The 18989-nt window shown below is 73.8% G+C and carries 17 protein-coding genes; 10 read left to right on the forward strand and 7 right to left on the reverse strand.

Annotation, left to right across the window (positions count from 1 at the left end; genetic code table 11):
• Nucleotides 1-141: 141 nt before the first annotated feature.
• The 3 genes from LG396_RS03565 (at nucleotide 142) to LG396_RS03575 (ending at nucleotide 5014) form a co-directional block, all read left to right on the forward strand.
• Entirely contained in the window at nucleotides 142-1653 is a 1512-nt protein-coding gene (locus LG396_RS03565; RefSeq protein WP_100299778.1) for an MDR family MFS transporter, read from the forward strand.
• A gap of 167 nt (nucleotides 1654-1820) precedes the next feature.
• Nucleotides 1821-2294 carry a hypothetical protein gene (locus LG396_RS03570; RefSeq protein WP_225793637.1) on the forward strand — a complete coding sequence of 158 codons (474 nt, stop codon included), beginning with the start codon at nucleotides 1821-1823 and terminating at the stop codon, nucleotides 2292-2294.
• Nucleotides 2291-5014, forward strand: coding sequence for a tetratricopeptide repeat protein (locus LG396_RS03575; RefSeq protein ID WP_225793515.1), 2724 nt, complete (start codon nucleotides 2291-2293; stop codon nucleotides 5012-5014). The genes LG396_RS03570 and LG396_RS03575 overlap by 4 nt, the downstream gene beginning before the upstream one ends.
• Here LG396_RS03575 and LG396_RS03580 read toward each other — a convergent pair.
• Both LG396_RS03580 and LG396_RS03585 read right to left on the reverse strand, forming a co-directional pair.
• Complete coding sequence (locus LG396_RS03580) at nucleotides 5005-6462, reverse strand: selenium-binding protein SBP56-related protein (protein ID WP_225793516.1); 1458 nt, start codon at nucleotides 6460-6462, stop codon at nucleotides 5005-5007. The genes LG396_RS03575 and LG396_RS03580 overlap by 10 nt on opposite strands.
• Nucleotides 6463-6657: 195 nt before the next feature.
• The gene (locus LG396_RS03585) at nucleotides 6658-7593 is read right to left on the reverse strand and encodes a LysR family transcriptional regulator (protein WP_225793517.1); all 936 of its coding nucleotides are present in this window, start codon (nucleotides 7591-7593) and stop codon (nucleotides 6658-6660) included.
• 87 nt (nucleotides 7594-7680) lie between these two features.
• On the opposite strand from LG396_RS03585, the gene LG396_RS03590 reads away from it, so the two are divergent.
• The 3 genes from LG396_RS03590 to LG396_RS03600 all read left to right on the forward strand — a co-directional run bounded on the left by LG396_RS03590 (nucleotide 7681) and on the right by LG396_RS03600 (nucleotide 9974).
• Nucleotides 7681-8181 carry an ester cyclase gene (locus LG396_RS03590; protein WP_225793518.1) on the forward strand — a complete coding sequence of 167 codons (501 nt, stop codon included), beginning with the start codon at nucleotides 7681-7683 and terminating at the stop codon, nucleotides 8179-8181.
• A gap of 226 nt (nucleotides 8182-8407) precedes the next feature.
• Nucleotides 8408-9388, forward strand: coding sequence for a hypothetical protein (locus LG396_RS03595; protein WP_225793519.1), 981 nt, complete (start codon nucleotides 8408-8410; stop codon nucleotides 9386-9388).
• 91 nt (nucleotides 9389-9479) lie between these two features.
• Complete coding sequence (locus tag LG396_RS03600) at nucleotides 9480-9974, forward strand: hypothetical protein (RefSeq protein WP_225793520.1); 495 nt, start codon at nucleotides 9480-9482, stop codon at nucleotides 9972-9974.
• Between the two features lie 99 nt (nucleotides 9975-10073).
• Here the strand turns inward: LG396_RS03600 and LG396_RS03605 are convergent, their stop codons facing one another.
• Together LG396_RS03605 and LG396_RS03610 are read right to left on the reverse strand one after the other, a co-directional pair.
• Entirely contained in the window at nucleotides 10074-11153 is a 1080-nt protein-coding gene (locus LG396_RS03605; protein ID WP_225793521.1) for an amidohydrolase family protein, read from the reverse strand.
• 330 nt (nucleotides 11154-11483) lie between these two features.
• Entirely contained in the window at nucleotides 11484-12128 is a 645-nt protein-coding gene (locus LG396_RS03610) for an FMN-dependent NADH-azoreductase (protein ID WP_225793522.1), read from the reverse strand.
• A 99-nt stretch (nucleotides 12129-12227) separates the two neighbouring features.
• Between LG396_RS03610 and LG396_RS03615 the strand changes: the two genes are divergently transcribed.
• Both LG396_RS03615 and LG396_RS03620 read left to right on the forward strand, forming a co-directional pair.
• On the forward strand, nucleotides 12228-12851 hold the full coding sequence (locus LG396_RS03615; protein WP_100299770.1) for a TetR/AcrR family transcriptional regulator: 624 nt from the start codon (nucleotides 12228-12230) through the stop codon (nucleotides 12849-12851).
• Nucleotides 12852-12947: 96 nt separating this feature from the next.
• Nucleotides 12948-13565 (forward strand): hypothetical protein, encoded by a 618-nt coding sequence (locus LG396_RS03620; protein ID WP_225793523.1) that lies wholly within the window; start codon nucleotides 12948-12950, stop codon nucleotides 13563-13565.
• A gap of 7 nt (nucleotides 13566-13572) precedes the next feature.
• On the opposite strand, the gene LG396_RS03625 is transcribed toward LG396_RS03620, so the two are convergent.
• Nucleotides 13573-14163, reverse strand: coding sequence for a Uma2 family endonuclease (locus LG396_RS03625; protein WP_225793524.1), 591 nt, complete (start codon nucleotides 14161-14163; stop codon nucleotides 13573-13575).
• Between the two features lie 167 nt (nucleotides 14164-14330).
• Nucleotides 14331-15662, reverse strand: coding sequence for a 6-phospho-beta-glucosidase (locus LG396_RS03630; protein ID WP_225793525.1), 1332 nt, complete (start codon nucleotides 15660-15662; stop codon nucleotides 14331-14333).
• 84 nt (nucleotides 15663-15746) lie between these two features.
• Between LG396_RS03630 and LG396_RS03635 the strand changes: the two genes are divergently transcribed.
• Nucleotides 15747-17060, forward strand: coding sequence for an RNA-guided endonuclease InsQ/TnpB family protein (locus tag LG396_RS03635; RefSeq protein ID WP_225793526.1), 1314 nt, complete (start codon nucleotides 15747-15749; stop codon nucleotides 17058-17060).
• On the opposite strand, the gene LG396_RS03640 is transcribed toward LG396_RS03635, so the two are convergent.
• Complete coding sequence (locus tag LG396_RS03640) at nucleotides 16998-17756, reverse strand: DeoR/GlpR family DNA-binding transcription regulator (RefSeq protein ID WP_018836101.1); 759 nt, start codon at nucleotides 17754-17756, stop codon at nucleotides 16998-17000. The genes LG396_RS03635 and LG396_RS03640 overlap by 63 nt on opposite strands.
• A 118-nt stretch (nucleotides 17757-17874) precedes the next feature.
• Between LG396_RS03640 and LG396_RS03645 the strand changes: the two genes are divergently transcribed.
• Complete coding sequence (locus tag LG396_RS03645) at nucleotides 17875-18975, forward strand: carbohydrate kinase family protein (protein ID WP_018836102.1); 1101 nt, start codon at nucleotides 17875-17877, stop codon at nucleotides 18973-18975.
• Nucleotides 18976-18989 lie beyond the last annotated feature (14 nt).

An 18989-nucleotide genomic window follows, 5' to 3' on the forward strand; every position in this document is an offset into this window, starting at 1 on the left:
TTCCCGGGTTGACGTGGGATTATCCGAGGGCCGATGAGTTCCGGCCGGTCCGTCGGTCTGTCTTGTGGAGCGACCGAAACCATCCAGTCCGCGGCCCCGGCTGCCAGGTGACTGTGATCAGGAACCCAGCGAGGAGCTGTCATGCGAGCTGCGATATCCGAACGACCCGCCGCCGCGGACGAGGACGGCCGGACGCCGACCGTCGTGCGGCTGCTGGTGCTGGCGACGTTCGTGGTGATCCTCAACGAGACCATCATGATCAACGCGATTCCGCGGCTGATGGAGTCGATGCACGTCACCGAGCAGTCGGCGCAGTGGGTGTCCACCGCGTTCATGCTCACCATGGCCGCCGTGATCCCCGTCACCGGCTGGTTCCTGCAGCGGATCACGACCCGCAGGGCGTACGCCGTCGCCATGAGCACCTTCCTCGCCGGCACCGTGATCTCGGCCGTCGCGCCGACCTTCGCCGTGCTGCTGGCCGGCCGGATCGTGCAGGCCGCCGGGACGGCGGTGATGATGCCGCTGCTCATGACCACGCTGATGGCCGTGGTGCCGGCCGAGCATCTCGGCAAGGTGATGGGCCACGTCACCCTGGCGATGTCGACCGCACCGGCGCTGGGCCCCACGGTGTCCGGGGTGATCCTCCAGGCCGGGTCGTGGCGGCTGCTGTTCGTGGTGGTGCTGCCGATCGCGGCGCTGGTGACGGTGTTCGGGCTGCGCAAGCTGGAGGACATCGGCGAGCCGCAGGTCAGCTCCATCGACTGGGTCAGCGTCGGCGTCGCCGCGCTCGGCTTCGGCGGCCTGGTGTACGGGCTGAGCCTGATCGGCGAGAGCGACCGCAGGAGCCTCGGCCTCGGGATCGCCGCCGCCGGCGTCGTGGCCATCGGCCTCTTCGCCCTCCGCCAGTTGCGGCTGCAGCGGTCGGGCACCCCGCTGATGGACCTGCGGACGCTGCGGTACGGGGCGTTCACCCGGTCGCTGGCCGTGATGTCCGTCGGCTTCCTGGCGATGATGGGCTCGATGATCCTGCTGCCGCTGTACCTGCAGAACGTCCGCGACCTCAGCCCTCTGCAGACGGGTCTGCTGGTCATGCCGGGCGGTCTGGCGATGGGCCTGCTGGGCCCGACGGTCGGCAAGGCGTTCGACCGGTTCGGCAGCCGGCGCCTGGTGGTGCCGGGCTCGGCCGCCATCGCGCTGGGCCTCCTCGGCTACACGCAGATCTCGACGACCATGCCGTACTGGCAGATCCTGGCCCTGCACGTGCTGCTGATGGTCGGCCTGGCGGCGACGTTCACCCCGGTCTTCACCCTGGGCATGGGCGCGCTGCCCTCGCACCTGTACTCCCACGGCAGCTCCATCCTCGGCACGCTCCAGCAGGTCGCGGCGGCGTTCGGTACGGCGCTGGTGGTGACGGTGATGTCGTCGCGTGCGACGAGCCTGGTGGCGGACGGCACGGCCCCGATCCCGGCCCAGGTCAGCGGCATGAAGCTGGCCTTCGGGGTGGCGGCGGTGCTGGCGGCGGCGACGATCGTCCTGGCGGCCACGCTGCCCCGCCGGGTGGAGAACCCGCCCGAGGACGAGCCCGCGGACGAGCCGACCCCCGGCACCAAGCAGGCCGCGGCCACGGCCCCGGACGACCGCGTCCCGGCCTGACGGTCACCCGGCGCCCGCGGCGCCCGGGGTGCCCGCTCCGTAGCCGCGGAGTGCGCCGCGGGTGCGGCCGGAACCCGCGGGGGCGGGTGGGCGTCACTCCTGTTGCGGGGTGTGGCCTATCCGTGGATGGGGTGGTTCGGGTGGATCCGGTTTCTGTGGCGTTACTCGTGGCACTGGCCGGCGGGGCCGGGGGCGAGATCGGGCGGGGGGCCTGGGCGGGGCTGGTGCGGCTGGTGCGGTCGCCGTTCCGGCGGGACGGGGACGGCGACGGCGCCGGAGGCGGTTCGGGGGAGGCGGAGCTTGCGCGGCTGGCGGAGGAGCCGGAGGACGAGGCGCGGGCGCAGGCGTTGAGTACGGCGCTGGCCGTACGGGCCGCGCTGGACGCGGAGTTCCGGGCCGGGCTGCGGGCGTGGCAGGAGGACCTGCCGCCGCTGCCGGACAGCGGCGGGGGCTCGGTGGTCAACAGCGTCAGCGGCGGCGTCCAGTACGGGCCGGTCGTGCAGGGCCGCGACTTCTCGGGCCTCACCTTCCACGCCCCGCCCCCGCCGCCCCCGGCTCAGCCCCCGCCGGCTCAGCCCCCGCCGCCGACCCGTCCCGCGGCCCCGCCCCCGCCCGGCGGCACCTCCGGGGCGGGCGGGTGACGGTGCCCGAGGAGGGCGGCGGCGACCGGGTCGTCAACACCGTCTCCGGCGGCGTCCTGTTCGGGCCCCTGTTGCAGGGCCGGGACTTCACCGTCCACCTGCCGCCCCGGATCACCCCGGCGCTCGCCGGGCTGCCGGCGCCCTCGCCGACGTTCACGGGCCGCGGCGAGGCCGTCGAGCGGCTGCTGGCAGACCTGGCACCGGCCGCCGGGGCGGCCGGCGAGGACTCCGGCGGGGGCGGGCAGCGGCCGGTGCTCGTCACGGCCGTCGCCGGGCTTGCCGGCATCGGCAAGACCGAACTCGCCGTGCAGACCGCCGCCCGGGCGCTCGCCGAACCCGGCTGGTTCCCCGGCGGCGTGCTCTTCACCGACCTGTCCGGCTACCACCCCGATCCCGACCAGCGCGTCACCCCAGAACGCGCCCTGGAGGGCCTCCTGCGCGCCCTCGCCGTACCCGGCGAGCACATCCCGGGCGGACTCCAGGACCGCCGGCGCCTCTACCGCAGCGCCCTGGCCGCGTACGCCGCCGAGGGCCGCCGGCTGCTCGTCGTCGTCGACAACGCCTCCGACAGCGCGCAGGCCCGGCCGCTGCTGCCCACCGACGGCGTGACCGCCGCCCTCGTCACCTCCCGCCACACCCTCGACGGCCTCGGCGCCCGCCTCCACGACCTCGACATGCTCGACGCCCCCGCCTCCACGGTCCTCCTCGACCAGGCCCTGCGCCACGCCCGCGGCGACGCCGACAGCCGCTTCACCGACGACCCCGCCGGCACCGCCGTGATCGCCCGCCTCTGCGCCGGCCTGCCGCTGGCCCTGCACATCGCCGCCGCCCTGCTGGCCGTGGCGCCGCACCGCTCCGCCGCGTCGCTGGCCGCCGCCCTCGGCGAGGAGCACCTCCGGCTGGGGACCCTGACCCGCCCCGACCGCGCCGTCCGCGCCGCCTTCGACCTGTCGTACGACGTCCTCGGCCCCGCGCACGCCCGCCTCTTCCGCCTCCTGCCCCTGGCACCGGGACCCGACCTGTCCACGGCAGCCGCCGCCCACCTCGCCGGCACGGACACCGCGGCGGCGGAGGCCCTGCTCCAGCACCTGGCGGAGGCGCACCTGATCGAGACGTCCCGCGACACGTGGGGGCGGTGGCGGATGCACGACCTGGTACGCCTGTACGCGGACGAGCGCGGTGGCGATCGCGGTGGCCGGGACGGAGGCGGTGGCGCGGACGAGGACGAACGTCCGGCCGCCCGGGCCCGCCTGTACGGCTACTACCGGCGGACCACGCGAGCGGCCGCCACCCACGTGGCCGCCACCGCCGGCAATCCCGACCCGCGCTTCCGCGACCGCGACGACGCGCTGCGGTGGCTGGACGCCGAACACCCCAACCTGGTGGCCGCCGCCACCGCGGCCGCGGGCCTCGGCGACAGGGACGCGACCGTCGAGCTCACCTTCGACCTGGCCGAATACCTCGACCAGCGCCGCTACTTCGAAGACGGCTACGCACTCGCGGGCATCACCCTGGCCGTCAGCCGGGAGGCCGGCGACCGCCGCTGCGAGATCCTCGCGCTGGGCATCCTGGGAACGGCGCTGCGGCAGATGCGCAGATTCGAGGAGGCGATCGACACCCAGGAGCAGGCGGCCGCCATGTGCGAGGGCATCGGTGATCGCGGACGCCGGAGCCAGGCCCTGGGAAACCTCGGGGCCGCGCTCGTCGAGGCACGTCGGTTCGACGAGGCGATCGACGTCCTCACCGAGGCCGTGGCGTACGCCAGGGAAGTCGGCGACCGCCGTTCGGGAGCCATCGCGCTGAGCAACCTCGGCGCCGCTCTCGCCGAGGTGCGTCGGTTCGAGGAGGCGATCGACGTCCTCACCGAGGTCGTCGCCTACGCACGGGAAGTCGGCGACCGCCTGTTCGAGGGCACGGCGTTGAACAATCTCGCCATCCCCCTGGTGAAGTCGGGCAGGTTCGAGGAGTCGGTCCGGGCGCGCACCCGGGCCGTCGACATCAACCGGCACCTCGGCGACCGGCACGGCGAAAGCGAGGCGTTGGGCAACCTGGGGGCCGATCTGACTCACATGGACAGGGCCGGTGAGGCGATCGGCGTCCTCGGCGCGGCGATCGACACCTTCAGGGATCTCGGCGACCGCTACCGCGAGGGTGTGGCCCTGAACGTCCTCGGGTCCGCGCTGGCCGTGGCGGGCAGGTTCGAGGAGACGCTCCGGGTCAGCGAGCGGGCCGTCGCACTCTTCCGGGACCTCGGCGACCGGCACGGGGAGTGCTATGCGCTGAGCAACCACGGCGCCGCTCTGCGGCAGGCGGGCAGGCCCCGGGAGGCCGTCGCCGTCCTTGCCGGGGCGATCGCCGGATTCCGGGACCTCGGCGACCGCCACCGCGAAGGGCTCGTCGCCGACATGCTCGCCGGTGCCCTGGCCGAGGCGTGCGCCCGGCCGCCCGTCGACGCCGCCGAGGCGGGCGCCGCGTACGGGGAGTTGCTCGCCTCCCGCCGCCGGCTGTCCGGCGAGGACCACCCCGACACCTACGTGGCCCGGGACCGCACCGCCTACTACCGGGGTGAAGCCGGCGACGCCGCCGGTGCGGCCGGCGACCTGGCCGGGCTGCTGGAGGGCATGGCGCGGGCCCTCGGCCCGGACCACGCCGACGTCGAGGCCGTCCGTGCGCATCACGCCCACTGGGTCGCGCGGGCCGCCGCGTCCCCTCAGCGGTAGCAGTACGAGTCCGACGACGCGTCCCCGCCCTGCAGATGCGTCTGGTGTACGCGCCGGCCCCGGAACTCCGCGCCGTGCGGGAAGAAGCGGTGGTCCACCGTCAGGCCGCCCGTCTGCGGGTCCGCGTCCAGCTTGACCAGCCACGGCTCGATCCCGTCCGGGTAGAACTGGTCGTCCCAGGAGCCGTAGAGGGAGTTGGTCAGGTAGACGCGGCGGCCGTCGCGGCTGAGTTCGACCATCTGCGGGCCGCCCGTCAGCGGCGTGTCCGGCGCCGCCGGGTGCGGCGTGCGGGCGGTGATGCCGCCCAGGCGCGCGGAGGCCGTGCGGCGGGGGTGGAAGGGGTCGCTCACGTCGTACTGCAGCAGCTCGCCCGTGCCCCACGCCGAGACGTACAGCCAGCGGTCGTCGACCGACAGGTTGATGTCCGTGACCAGCGGCGGCACCGCGCCGAACGGCCGCAGCGCGGGGGGCAGTCCGGCCGGTTCCGCGGGCTCGGCGGGGATCGTGATCACCTTGCGTACGGTGAAGTCCCCGCCGGCCGGATCGCGGTGCCACAGCCACACCGACGCCGACAGGTCCGTCACGTTCACCACCACCCCGGCGAACCCCCACGTGGCCTCCGGGTCGTGCGCGGGGCGCAGCTCCAGCACCATCTGGTGCTCGTCGCCGAGGTCGGCGCGCTGGAGGTGGCGGCCCGTGCCCAGCTCCCAGAAGTGCAGCGCATGGCCGTACTTGCGGCCCAGGAGCAGCTCCGGGTCCAGACCCTCCTCCACCATCGACGGCGTGCCCCACTCGCTGGTCACGGCGATGTCGTGGTGCAGGTGCCACCACACGTCGTACGCGAGCTGCTGCGGGCCCCGGTCCGTCTCCCAGGCGCGCAGCACGTCGAAGGTCTCGTGGTCCAGCAGCGCCACACCGCCGGGGCCGTCCGTGCCGTCGGCGCTCCCGAGGCAGGAGAGGAAGACGCCCTCGGGGCCGCAGTGCAGGGTGTGGGGGCGGGAGTAGCCGGCCTGGGCGGCGAGTTCGTCCGCCGCCACGGTCTTCACCAGCCGCGGATGCGCGGGGTCCGGGTGGGTGTCGAAGACGTGCAGGCGGGAGGAGCGCAGGCCGGGGGCGAGGAGGTAGCGGCGCTCGGGGCTGTGGTGGTCGGCGTGGGCCAGGGCGCTGGAGCAGGCGTTCCAGCCGAAGTGGTGCAGTTCGTCGCCCAGGGTGGGCAGTTCGGCGACGTCGACGACGGTGCCGTACGACGCGGAGGCCGGGTCGGTGTCGAGGGTGAACAGGGCGTCGGGGCGCTCGGCGCCGCGGTCGAAGCCGACGACGTACGCCAGGTGTTCCGGCGGCGCGGCGGCGGCGTCGGCGGGGGTGCGGTAGAGCGTGGGGTCGGCGGGGGGCCCGCCGTCGCGGTGGTGGGGGTGTGCGGGTGCGTGGTCGCCGTGGTCCGTCGTCATGTGCCACTCCGCGTGCTCGGGGGGACGCGCAACGTACGCGCAACGTAGCCGCGCGCTCGCGGCGGCCGTAAGGGCCGGACGGTCCCGGCCACGCACCCGCAACACCCCCGCAACAACCGCCCGCCGCCCCGGCACTTGCCGGCAGCCCTCGCACCGGCAACCCGTACCGGCAACCCCCGGGCTCCCGTGCGCGACTCAGCCTCCGGTCCGCGGGCCCCGCTCGTCCTCCGCTCGTGCCGCCAGCCGTCCGCCCTCCTCCCGCAGCGCCCCCACCATCGCCCTGGCCTGTGCCGACGCCTCCATCCGCGTCACCGCCACCGTCGCCCGGCCCGGCCAGTCGTCGTCCACCGCCACGGTCCGCACCCCCACCGGCAGCGCCGGGACCGCCAGGTGCGGGACCGCCGTGATGCCCAGGCCCGCCGCGACCAGGCCGAGGCGGGCCGGCCAACTGCGCGCGGTGTACGCGATCCGCGGGGCCGGCAGCGTCGGCCAGGCGCCGAACTGGGGCTCACCGGCCGGGCCGTCCCCCGCGATCCAGTCCTCCTGCGCCAGGTCCGCCACGGCGACGCGCCCGCGGCCCGCGAACCGGTGCGACTCCGCGACCGCCAGCAGCAGGTCGCCGCGCAGCACCGTGGTCTGGCGCAGCCCGCCCAGGTCGTACTCCGGCAGCCCGTGGCCGACGCCGACGACCGCCACGTCCAGCCGCCCGTTGCGCAACCGCCGCAGCAGCGCCGGCGTCGCCGCCTCCTCCACGGCCACCGCGAGCCCCGGGTGGTCGGCGGCCAGCCGCGCCATCGCGCGCGGCACCAGCGCCATCGCGGCGGTGGGGAACGCGCCCGTCGTCAGCCGCCCCGCGAGCCGGTCGCGCAGGCCGGTCAGCTCCTGTTCGGTCGCCGCCACGGCGGCCAGCACCTCCGTCGCCCGCCGGACCAGCACCTCGCCCGCGGGGGTGAGCGCCACCCCGCGCCGGCTGCGGTCGAAGAACGGCGCCCCGGCCACCGCCTCCATGGCGGCGACCTGGCGGGAGACGGCCGACTGCGTGTAGCCGAGCTGCTCGGCGGCGCGGGTGAACGAACCGGCGGTCGCGACGCGGTGGACGATGCGCAGGCCGGTGAGCGTGAACTCGGACATGGGCTGAAATTAGCATGCGTTCAGCACATGGAAACGGTGCTGAATCATCGTTGGACTGCATGGCTGAGGGGCTGCAGCCTTGAGGGCATGACACAGGAATCCACGACGTACGCATCCGGGGCACAGGCCCAAGAGCCCGCGCCGGCCCCGCCGTTCACGGCGGACGAACTCGTCGCCCGCCTCGTCCGCGCCGGTGAGCTGGAGGTCTCCGGCGACGACCCGGCCGAGGCCGCCTCGTACTTCGACACGGACCGCTTCCGCTTCCACGGCCCCGACGGCTTCGAGTCGGACTTCGCCGGCCTCGACGCGTACTTCGCCTCCCTCCGCGCGGCGTTCGACGACCGGTCGATCCGGCGCGGCGTGATCGTCGCCGAGGGCGACCGGGTGGCGTGCCGGACGTGGATCGAGGGCACGTTCGTCCGGGAGTTCACGCAGTCGCCGGCCGGTCCGCTGCCGCCGAACGGCCGGCGGGTGGTCTTCGACCTGATCAACATCTTCCGGTTCGACGGGCGCGGGCGGCTGGTCGAGGAGTGGGTACGCGTCGACAACCGGGACCTGCTGCGGCAGTTGGGCGCCGAGGGCCGGTAGCCGCGGAGCGCCCGCCCCCCCTCCTGCGCCCCCGCCCGACTTTCGACGACGCCCGAAACACCTCCCCCCGCCCCCGGCCGCCCCCGCACACTCCTGCCAGAGCCCGGCGCCGCCTGTTCGGACCGACCACGGGGCGGCGCCGGGCCCCCTTCCCCGTACGGGGAAGGGGGCGACCAGCAGGACCGGGCGACCGGGCACCACGGGGGAACGGGGGACGACCGTGCGCGTGCGTACGTACGGAACGGGGAGCGCAGCCGCACCCGCGGGCTCCACAGCAGCGACACCGGTCCCGGCCGCAGCGCCGGGCCCGTACGGGAAGGCGGGCAGAGCCGCGCTCTGCGCGCTGCTGCTCGCCGCCGCGACCGCCTGCGGCGTCGCGGGCGGCACCGAAGGCGGCGACGGCAGGAACCCGCCGCGCGCCGCCACTCCCGGCGAACTCGCCCTCCTCGACCGGGCCGAGGAGACCCTCGTCGAGCAGTGCATGGTCCGCGGCGGCTTCGAGTACCACCCCGCGGCCCCGGCCACCGCCGACGAGCGGCGCGACTTCCGCTACGTCGTGGACGACCCGGCGTGGGCCCGCGAGCACGGCTACGGCAGCGCGCTCGACCGCGCGTCCGCACGCGAGCGCAAGGACAACCCCAACGCTGCGTACGTACGCAGCCTGCCGCCCGACCGCCGGCGCGCCTACACCACCGCCCTCTACGGCGACGCCACGAAGGCCGTCGAGGTCACCGTCCCGACCGGCCTCGACGTCCGCAGGTCCCGCACCGGCTGCCTCGCCGAGGCGCAGGGCGAGCTGTACGGCGACTTCCGCGAGTGGTTCCGCGTCGACGCCGTCGCGGCGAACCTCCCCGACCGCGCCGCCGAGGTACACGGCGCGCCGGAGTTCCGCGGCGCCGTCGGGGAGTGGTCGGACTGCATGGCCCGCCGCGGCCACCCGTACCGCAGCCCCGACGACGTACAGCGCAAGCTGCCCGCGCTCACCCGGGGCGCGAGCCCGGCCGAGGCCGACGCCGTCGAGGTGGAACTCGCGACGGCGGAGGCCGAGTGCGCGCGCAGTACGCCGCTGGCGGCGACGGTCGACCGCCTGACGCGCGAGCTGGCGCGGCCCGACCGCGAGCAGTACGCCGCGGAGATCGAGGGCCGCGACCGGATGCGGCTGACGGCGCTGGAGGAGACCCGGGCCCGGGAGCTGGCGCCGCGCTGACGCCCCGCCGCACTCGGCCACCCCTCCGCCCCAAGACCCCTCCCGCCCCCGCACGTTCACCGACGCGACAACGAGGAGAGTGAGATCACCCATGCGCAAGTACAAACTGGCCCTGGCCGCCGCGGCGGCCGTCGCCTCCGCCGGGGCCCTGGTCCCGGCCACCACCGCCGCCGCCGACCCGGCGGCCGCCACGGCCCGGGCGACCGCCGGCACCGAGGTGCGCGACGTGTCGGCGCAGGACCTGAAGTGCGCGGCCACCGTCGACAGGTACGGGAACACCGGCACGGTCAACATGTACAACGCCCGCAACTGCGGGGGCTCCGCCATGTGCAAGGACTACGACAACGACAGCAACTACGGCAGCGGCGGTGCCTGCAAGGGCGGCGACAACAACGCCACCAGCTCCGTCGCCAACCTGGGCTGGAGCGCCCGCAACGACGACGTGATCTTCTACAAGGGCTACTACAAGAGCAGCGGCGAGAGCACCCGCATCGGCTGCCTCAGGCGCGGCGACTACTGGAGCGACCTCGACTGGGGAGCCGCCAACAACAGCGTGTCGTCCCACCGCTGGTCCGACTGCCCCTGACCGGACCTGCCCGGCAGGTCCCGCGGACCCCGCCCGCGTTCGGCCGGAGTGCTACGGCCGAACGCGGGCGGACCCCTGCGCCCCTGTACCCCTGCGTCCCTACGCCTCGCAGATCTCCGGCGCCCGCTTCTTGATCCCCAGCAGGTCGAAGTAGTTCTGCCCGAGCGCGATCCGCCGGAACGCCTCGTCGCCCATGGCCTTGTTGATCCGGCTGGTCACCTCCAGCTCCGCCTTGTAGACCCCGAAGTCCTTGTCCCGCGACGCGACGAAGTCCGTCCCCGGGATCGCCTGCTCCGGGTACGCGTCGAACAGCGCCGCGTACTTCTCCCGCACCCCCGGCTTGCCGAAGTACATGTCCTCCAGCACCCGCCAGCTCAGGTCGAGCGTGAGGTTCGGGTAGGCCTCCAGGAGCCGCTCCATGAGGGCGATGTGCTCGTCGGGGTCCATGGCCGACAGCTCCTTGGAGAGCCCCATGTGCGCCCAGACGATCTTGTTCTGCGGATAGAGCCGCAACACGCGCTCCATCAGGTGCAGATACTGCGTCGGGTCCTGGTCGTTGCCGAGGTCGGAGTGGATGGTGATCGGCATGTCGCGCCGGCGCAGTTCGTCCATGAACGGCGCCCACTCCCGGATGTCCGCCTCGTCGGCGGGCTCGTGCTTGTTGGGCAGGAGGGCCTGCTTGATGAGGTTGACCTCGCCCATCCACTGGAACATCCCCGGGAATTCCCTGTCGAGCAGCCGCATCCCGTCCATGACGGTCCCGGGGTGGGCGAGGTCCGGGTACGTCATGGACAGGGCCAGGTCGACGTCCTCCTGCTTGTGCTCGACGACGTTCTCGGCGTTGACGACGTCGTTCTTCATGCTGGGCAGCACGGGGGTGCCGGGGCAGTCGAGGTAGTACGTGCACGAGGAGTCCACGGGGAGCTTCTGCCCGATGCCGAAGACCCCGGCGTGCTCCACGCCGGTCCGCTTGAGGTAGCCGACGACCTCGCGGAAGGGCACGGCCTCGCCCCCGAAGGGCCGGAAGTGCAGGTGCCCGTCGACGACCGAGGTGTACGGCTCGGTGCGGCGGTCGAAGCAGTCCTCCTCGGCCGCGGACGCGGCGGACCCGGCGGTGGGCACGAGAACGACGGCGGCGGCGAGCCAGCCCGTGGCGATGACGGCGGTCCTGCGACTCACGTACGGCAACGCGGATCCCCTTCGGCGGTGGAGCGTGTGGGTGGAGACGAAGGGATTGTGTGATCGCCGAGGGGTGCGTGGGGGCTGCCCCGCCGCCCGGAGGGAGAGACAACCGAAACGGGCTACGGGGACGGTGCCCGCGGTACAGGAGGGGCGTACGTACGGGGCGGTGCCGTACGTACGCGCGGGGGCGGACGGGCCGTACGCCACGAACCGCGAAACCGCCCGCCCGCGGCCCCGGCCCCAGGACGGCCCCGCCCGGAACCGCCCCGGGCCACCCGGCTCCAGGCCCCTACCGCCCCCGCGCCCCGCCGGTGGCGCGGCCCGCGCTCACACCCGGGCCACCGCGTCCGCCAGGACGCGCCCCGCGCCGCGCGCGGCTTCCAGCGCCTCCTCGTGCCGCAGCGCCGCCTCCTCGCGCAGCTCCTCCATGCCGGGGGTGCCGGCGGCCAGGGTCAGTTCGCGCTCGATGACGGTGAGGTCCGCCTGCCACATGTCGACCAGGAGCCGGCGCAGGTACGGCGTGGAGTGGTCCCAGCCCTCCCGGGGCGCGCCCGGCCGGTAGCCGCCGCCCTTCGTGGTCACCAGCACCGTGGGCTTCTCCCTGAGCACGGGGGCGGTGGCGCCGGCGCCGTTGATGACCAGGTCGGCCCAGGTCTTGAAGTGCTGGGAGACGCCGTAGTTGTAGAGCGGCACGGCGAGCAGGACGGCGTCGGCGCGGTCCAGCTCCCCGGCGAGCGCCGCGGCCAGCTCCATGGCCCGGAGCTGCTCGGGGGTGCGCTCGGGGGCGGCGGTGAAGCCGGCGGTGGTGGCCAGCGCCCAGGCGTCGGCGGGGAGCGGGGCGGTGCCCAGGTGGCGGCGCTCGACCGGGGCGTCGGGGTGGGCGAGGGCCCACTCGGCCTGGACGGTGTCGGCGATCTCGGCGGAGGCGGAGGCGCCGGGGAGGATGCTGGCGTCGATACGGAAAAGGTTCATTGGGGGTTCATCTCCATATAGGGGGAAGAGCGCGGCTTGCGCCGCACCGTCGATCCAGCATAAACGGACTTTACCCCGGTTAGATTCCCGGGCGATACGGTGGCGACCGTGGACGGTGACCTGATCCCCCTGGAGCGCCCCCGTGCGGAGCGGGCGGACGCGGCGCGAAACCGCAGGCTGCTGCTGGAGACGGCCCGCCGGATGATCGACGAGGCGGGTGCGGAGAACGTCACCATGGACGGCCTCGCGGAGCAGGCCGGTGTGGGGAAGGGCACGGTCTACCGCCGCTTCCGTACCCGCGCGGGGATCTTCGTCGCGCTCCTGGACGCGGAGGAACGCGGCTTCCAGCAGCGCGTGCTGTCCGGCCCGCCGCCGCTGGGTCCCGGGGGTGACCCGGTGGACCGGCTGATCGCGTACGGCCAGGGGCGCATCACGTTCCTGCTGGAGAACCACGCCGTGGCCCGCGCGGCCATGGGCCAGAACCGGCCCGTGCCGGTCGCCGGCCCGGGGCTCACGCGCCCGCACATCCGCGTGCTGCTGGAAGGGGCGGGGGTGGGCGCGGACCACCTCGACGCCCTGACCCTGCAGCTCGCCGCAGCCCTGGAGGGCCCGGTCCTGCTCTACCTCACCGTCCCCGACCCGGGGGAGGCGGAGGGGGAGCGTTCCCTGCGGGCGCTGGCGGAGGGCTGGAAGGTCCTGGTCACCCGCGTCTGCCGCACCTGACGGGCACCCGGCCGGCACGGCCCCGGAGCCGCGTGCGGACCCCTCCCCGGCCCCCGTGGGTACGTTCCCTGCGACGCCTGGAGTGGGGAGGTCCCGGTGGCGGCGATACGGAGCTCCGAGCAGCGCACGCCGGTCTGGTGGACGGTCTTCTGCGGGGTGCTGGGGGCGGGCGCCGGCCTGCTGGTGACGGGGCTGTGGACCCGCGCCGGCACGTGGGTGGCGGACCGCTCGTCAGGCATGGAGGGTCCGGTGGTGCTCGCCGTCGCGATCTTCATGACGGGCCTCGTCTGGATGATCGTCGTGGCGCTCCTGGGCGTCCCCTTTCCCTACGCGGTGGCGACGGCGCTGCTGCACGTGCTGCTGCTGCTCCCGCTCGCCTTCGAAGACGACGTGATCCTCGACCGGCGGGGGGAGCGGGTGACGGCCACCGTGTCGGACGTACGCGCCATCGAAGATCCGAAGACGGGCCACACCGGCCACAACTGCCGGATGCGCCTGCCCGACGGCACGGAACGGGAGGTCGCGGGGCCGGGATGCGACGGGGACACCCGCACCGGCGACCGTCTGACCGTCCACTGGGACCCCCGGGGCGAGGCGTCCCCGAAGCTGGAGGTGCAGGTGACGGCGGAGCAGCAGATGTGGCTGGTCAGAGCGGCCGCGGCGGGATTCCTGCTGGTGGGGGCCCGGGTCGGAGTCCACGTGGCCCGGCGGTAGCCCCCGGTCAGTGCGGAAGCGCCAGATCGATGTCGATGTCGAACGGCACGCTGAGCTTGAGCCGGTCGCGGTGGATCCCGGTCGGCACGTAGGCGCCGGTCGCGGGCTCCAGCTCGAAGACGAAGACGACGGGCTTGCCGTCCTGGTTCTCGACCCGCCAGTAGTGCTCGATGCCCGCCTTCGCGTACTTCAGCGGCTTGGTCTCGCGATCCCGCCCACGGGACTCGGGCGAGACGACCTCGACGGCGAGCGTGACGTCGGCGGCGTCGTACTTCGTCTCGCTCCCGTCGCCCAGCGCGTCGGCGCGCAGCAGAATCAGGTCCGGCTCCGGCCGTTGCTGATCGTCGATGACGACGGTCATCTCACGCATCACGTCGAAACCGTCCGGCATGGTTCGCAGAAGTCCGTACTCCAGAATGCGGATGGTCCGGACGTGAAAGGCGGTCTGCGGGCTCACGAAAACAAGGCTCCCGTCGATCAGCTCCGTGTGCGGAGGCAGGTCGGGGAGCGTGTCCAGGTCGTCGGCCGTGTAGCCGCCGACTGGCGGCATCGGCCAGGCCGGGGTCGTGTGCTCCGGCTTCTTCGGTGCCACGCTCATAGCAGGTGCTCCCATACGACGGATCCTCGCCGGTACGACCAGCGTACCCACCGGGATCGTCGATCTTGCCCCTCGAACGAGTGAGCTACCGTCACCGCGTTGACGCGCCGCCCACCGGGGGCGCCGGTCCCGCCGACCGGCGCCCCCGCGGCGGGCAGGGCCCGCCGTCAGATGCCGCGGGCCGCCAGGATGCGGTTCGCCGCGTTCACGGAGTCCACCAGCGGGTGCAGCGCCACCGCCCGGAGGGCCTTCCCGCGGCTGCCCGTGTCCGCCGCCGCGATCGTGGTGCGCTCCACGTCCTTCAGCGTCAGCATCAGCCCGAGCTGGTCCGCCGCCGCCGGGCGCGTCGGGATCGGGTGCGCGCCGTTGGCGTCCACGCGGCACGGGACCTCGATGACGGCGTCCGCGTCCAGGCCCGGGATCGTGCCGCGGTTGGGGACGTTGAGGATCAGGGTGGCGTGCTCGTTGCGGGCGATGGCGCGCATCAGGGCCAGGGCCACGCGGTCGTAGCCGCCGCCGTCCAGGTCGCACGAGTCGCGCTGCCAGCCGCCGGTGCTCTCCCGGCTCTCCGCCATGTACGTCGCCTCGCGCTCCTTGCGCGTGCGCTCCCACACCGCCGCCGCCTCGCCCGGGTCCGCCGCGGCGGCGGCGTAGAACGCCGCCTGCTGCTCGCGGAGGAACTCGCCGCGGGTCGCGGGGGCGTTGCTCAGGGCGGCGATGGCCTCGCGGTTGAAGTAGTAGTAGTGCAGGTACTCGTTGGGCAGCGAGCCCAGCGCCTGGAGCCACTCGGCGCCGAAGAGCTTGCCCTCCTCGAAGGACTCCAGCGCCGCGGAGTCGGCGAGCAGGGCGGGCAGCCGGTCCTCGCCGTCGACGAGGATGCGGCGCAGCCAGCCGAGGTGGTTCAGGCCCACGTAGTCCAGCTCGGTGCGCTCCGGGTCGACGCCCAGGGCGCGGGCGGCGCGGCGGGCCATGCCCACGGGGGAGTCGCAGATGCCGATGACGCGGTCGCCGAGGAGGCGCTGCATGGCCTCGGTGACCATGCCGGCGGGGTTGGTGAAGTTGATGACCCAGGCGTTCGGGGCGACGGCCGCGACCCGTTCGGCGATGTGCATGGCGGCGGGTACGGAGCGCAGCCCGTAGAGCACGCCGCCGGCGCCGACGGTCTCCTGGCCGAGGAGGCCCTCGGTGAGCGCTGCCCGCTCGTCGAGGCTGCGGCCTTCGAGGCCGCCGGCGCGGATGGCGGAGAAGACGAAGTCCGTGTCGCGCAGGGCGTCGTCGAGGTCGGTGGTGGTACGGACCGCCGGCGGCCGGGCACCGGACGCCGCCGCGTCCGCCGCGTGCTGCGCGAGGACAGCACCGATGGCTTCCAGGCGCCGCGGCTCCGTGTCGTACAGGACGAGTTCGGTGCACCGCCCGGACTCGTCGCCGCTGTCTTCGAGCAGGGCCCGGAACACCAGCGGCACGCGGAACCCGCCGCCGCCCAGCACTGTCAGCCTCATCCGATTACTCCTTGGGTGCAGATCACCGGCTTGCCGCCGTCTGTACCGTGTCGCGTTGTCAGTGGGGATTTGTAGGTTGTCGTCATGTCACGGTTCCGGCTTGGTCCGACGGGTGAGCAGGAGGTGCTGCTCACCGAGCACTGCCGCCATGCGCGGTTCGTCTGGAACCTTGCGGTGGAGCAGCACGCCTGGTGGACGCCCCGGCGCGGACCCGCGCCGGGATTCGTGCAGCAGGCGCGGCAGTTGACCGAGGCGCGGGCAGAGTGCCGGTGGCTGGCGGCCGGTGCGCAGATGGTGCAGCAGCAGGCGCTGCGCGACTTCGCGCAGGCGATGACCGCCTTCTTCGCCGGTACGCACCGCAGACCGACCTGGCGCAAGGCCGGCGTGCACGAGGGGTTCCGTATCGTCGCGGTCCAGGCGCGTGACGTGCGCAGACTGTCGCGCAGGACGGGTGCGGTCAGGGTGCCGAAGGTGGGGTGGGTGCGCTTCCGCTGGTCGCGGCGGCCGCCCCGTGCGAAGTCGTACCGCATCACGCGGGACCGGGCCGGGCGGTGGCACCTTGCGTTCGCCGCTCTGCCCACGCCGATCGCCGCCCCGGGCAGCGGCGCGACGATCGGGGTCGACAGGGGCGTGGCGGTCTCGGCGGCGCTGTCCAACGGGGAACTGCTCCGGTGCCCGACACCCACCCCGTCCGAGTCCGCTCGGCTGGTCAGGCTTCAGCGCCGGCTGTCCAAGGCGGAGGGCGGCTCGGGCAGGCGCCGGCGGATCAGGTGCGCGATCGCCAGGCTCAAGGCCCGCCAGGCCGACCGGCGGAAGGACTGGCTCGAGAAGACGTCCACCTCCCTGGCGCGAAGCTATGACCGCATCGCGTTTGAGGCTCTGGACGTCGTCGCCATGACCAGAAGGGCGCAGGGCACCGGGCATGCGCCGCGGACGGGAGTGGCGGCAAAAGCAGGGCTGAACCGGTCGATCCGGCTCCACGCCTGGGGCGGGCTGGTCGAACGGACGAAGGACAAGGCGCCGGGCCGGGTGGTCCTGGTGCCCGCGGCGTACACCTCGCGGCGTTGTTCGGTGTGCGGGCACGTGGCGGCGGAGAATCGCGAGAGCCAAGCGACCTTCGCCTGCCGCAACTGCGGGCATCGCGGCCATGCGGACGTGAACGCCGCGGTCAACATCGATGCAGCGGTCAATACCGCTACAGCTGCCGGGCGGGCAGTGGTGCTGCGCGGGGAGGGTACCCGGGTGACCGGGCCGATGAGCCGCGAACCTCAACGCGATCTCTCCTCCTTCCTGGGTGAGACGAGCGGCAATCCACCCCTCGCGGGGTGGCGGACGTCAAACCGTGATTACCTCCACACCGGCCTCGCCGAAGGCGGCGAGGGTCGCCGGGTCCGATGACGTGTTCGTGATGAGCATGTGCACGTCCTCGGGGCCGCAGATGCGGACGAGCCCCGAGTCGCCGGGGAACTTGCCGGCGCTGGCGAGCAGCACCACCTGCCGGGACGCCCTGATCATGGCGCGCTTGACGGGGACCTCGACGTGCGTGCTGTCCAGCACGCTGCCGTCGGGGAGGATCCCGCTGGCGCCGAGGAAGAGGCGGCCGACGTAGAGCTCACGGAGGTTGGACTCGGTGAGTACGCCGACGACCGAGCGGTAGTTCCGCCGGACCTCGCCGCCGAGCAGGATCAGGGTGACCGCGTGGTCGTCGCGGAGTTCCTCGTAGACCGCGAGACTGCTGGTGACGATCGTCACAGGCCGGCCCCGCAGCCGCTGGGCCAGGGCCAGCGTCGTGGTGCCGATGTCGAGCAGCACCACGTCCCCGTCCTCGACCAGCTCCGCGGCGCGGGTGGCGACCGACTCCCGGCCGCCGGGGTCGTCGTCCGCGACCTCGGCGAAGGGTCTCTCGTCGTCCGCGCGGGCCGCTACGGCGCCGCCGTAGACCCGGGTGAGGCGGCCGGCGCGGCCCAGCTCTGTGAGGTCGCGGCGGGCCGTGGCCTCGCTGACGCCGAGCCGCGTGGCGATCTCCCGGACGGGCAGCACGCCCTCGTCGCCGAGGATGCTGAGCAGCTTCTCGTGGCGCGTCTCTCGCAGCATGGACGGCAATGTACTCCACCTGAGCGAGTTTGCGCGAGTGTGAGTGACCTCTTGCAAAATCCGTCGCGGCGGTGCAAGGTGTCGCTCAATGTGAACCACGAGCAGGAAGGACACGCCGTTGAGCACTCCCTCGGCGGTCCGCACAGCGATCGACCCGCTGGCGGGCACACGGGCTCCCGGCGATCCTGAGCACGACGTTCTCCTCACCGGCACCGTGTTCATGGACATCGTCTTCACCGGTCTCGAAGGCGCGCCCGTGCGCGGCAGCGAGAACTGGGCCCGCGGCATGGGCTCCAGCCCCGGCGGCATCGCGAACATGGCCACCGCGCTGGCCCGCCTCGGGCTGCGCACCACGCTCTGCGCGAGCTTCGGCACCGACCTCTACGGCGACTACATCTGGGAGAGCCTCTCCGAGAGCGAAGGCGTCGACCTCAGCCCTTCGCGGCGGCTCGCGGGCTGGCACTCGCCGGTCACCGTGTCCATGGCGTACGAGGGCGAGCGCACCATGGTGACGCACGAGCACCCCGCGCCCGCCCCCGTCTGCGCGACGCTCCCGCGCGCCCGCTCCGTCGTGGCGTCGCTGGAGCCGGGCCGCGACGAGGCGTGGGTGCGGCACGCGCACGAACAAGGCTCGCAGGTCTTCTCCGACGTCGGCTGGGACGAGACCGGCCGCTGGGACCTGGGCGCGCTGACCGGCCTGCGCTACAGCCACGCCTTCCTGCCCAACGCCGCCGAGGCGATGCAGTACACCCGCACCGACTCCCCCGAGCAGGCCGTACGCGCCCTCGCCGAGCTGGTGCCGATCGCCGTGGTGACCAAGGGCCCCGACGGCGCCGTCGCCGTCGACGGCGTCACCGGCGAGACCGCCGACGTCCCCGGCCTGCTCGTGGACGCCCTCGACCCCACCGGTGCGGGCGACGTGTTCGTCGCCGGCTTCATGACCGGAACCCTGGCGGGCTGGCCGCTCGCCGACCGGCTCGCCTTCGCCAACCTCACCGCCGCGCTGTCCGTACAGCACTTCGGCGGCTCGCTGTCCGCGCCCGACTGGACGGAGGTGGCCGCATGGTGGATCGAGGCCGCCGCCGGTGCCAAGGCCGGCGACGCGGATGCCGCCGAGGTGGCCCGGCGGTACGACTTCCTGGACGGCCTGGTCCCGGCCCTGGTGCGGCAGCGTCCGCGCCGGCGCGCCATTCCGACCATCGGCTTCCGGGACGAGTAGAACGAAGGAGTTCT

It is taken from the genome of Streptomyces aculeolatus, from assembly GCF_020400605.1.
GTDB classification, from domain to species: domain Bacteria; phylum Actinomycetota; class Actinomycetes; order Streptomycetales; family Streptomycetaceae; genus Streptomyces; species Streptomyces aculeolatus.

Coding starts and splice junctions, on each gene's coding strand:
- LG396_RS03565 (WP_100299778.1), top strand. CDS start 142: ATGCGAGCTGCGATATCCGAACGACCCGCCGCCGCGGACGAGGACGGC.
- LG396_RS03580 (WP_225793516.1), bottom strand. CDS start 6,462: ATGACGACGGACCACGGCGACCACGCACCCGCACACCCCCACCACCGC.
- LG396_RS03585 (WP_225793517.1), bottom strand. CDS start 7,593: ATGTCCGAGTTCACGCTCACCGGCCTGCGCATCGTCCACCGCGTCGCG.
- LG396_RS03590 (WP_225793518.1), top strand. CDS start 7,681: ATGACACAGGAATCCACGACGTACGCATCCGGGGCACAGGCCCAAGAG.
- LG396_RS03600 (WP_225793520.1), top strand. CDS start 9,480: ATGCGCAAGTACAAACTGGCCCTGGCCGCCGCGGCGGCCGTCGCCTCC.
- LG396_RS03610 (WP_225793522.1), bottom strand. CDS start 12,128: ATGAACCTTTTCCGTATCGACGCCAGCATCCTCCCCGGCGCCTCCGCC.
- LG396_RS03625 (WP_225793524.1), bottom strand. CDS start 14,163: ATGAGCGTGGCACCGAAGAAGCCGGAGCACACGACCCCGGCCTGGCCG.
- LG396_RS03630 (WP_225793525.1), bottom strand. CDS start 15,662: ATGAGGCTGACAGTGCTGGGCGGCGGCGGGTTCCGCGTGCCGCTGGTG.
- LG396_RS03635 (WP_225793526.1), top strand. CDS start 15,747: ATGTCACGGTTCCGGCTTGGTCCGACGGGTGAGCAGGAGGTGCTGCTC.
- LG396_RS03640 (WP_018836101.1), bottom strand. CDS start 17,756: ATGCTGCGAGAGACGCGCCACGAGAAGCTGCTCAGCATCCTCGGCGAC.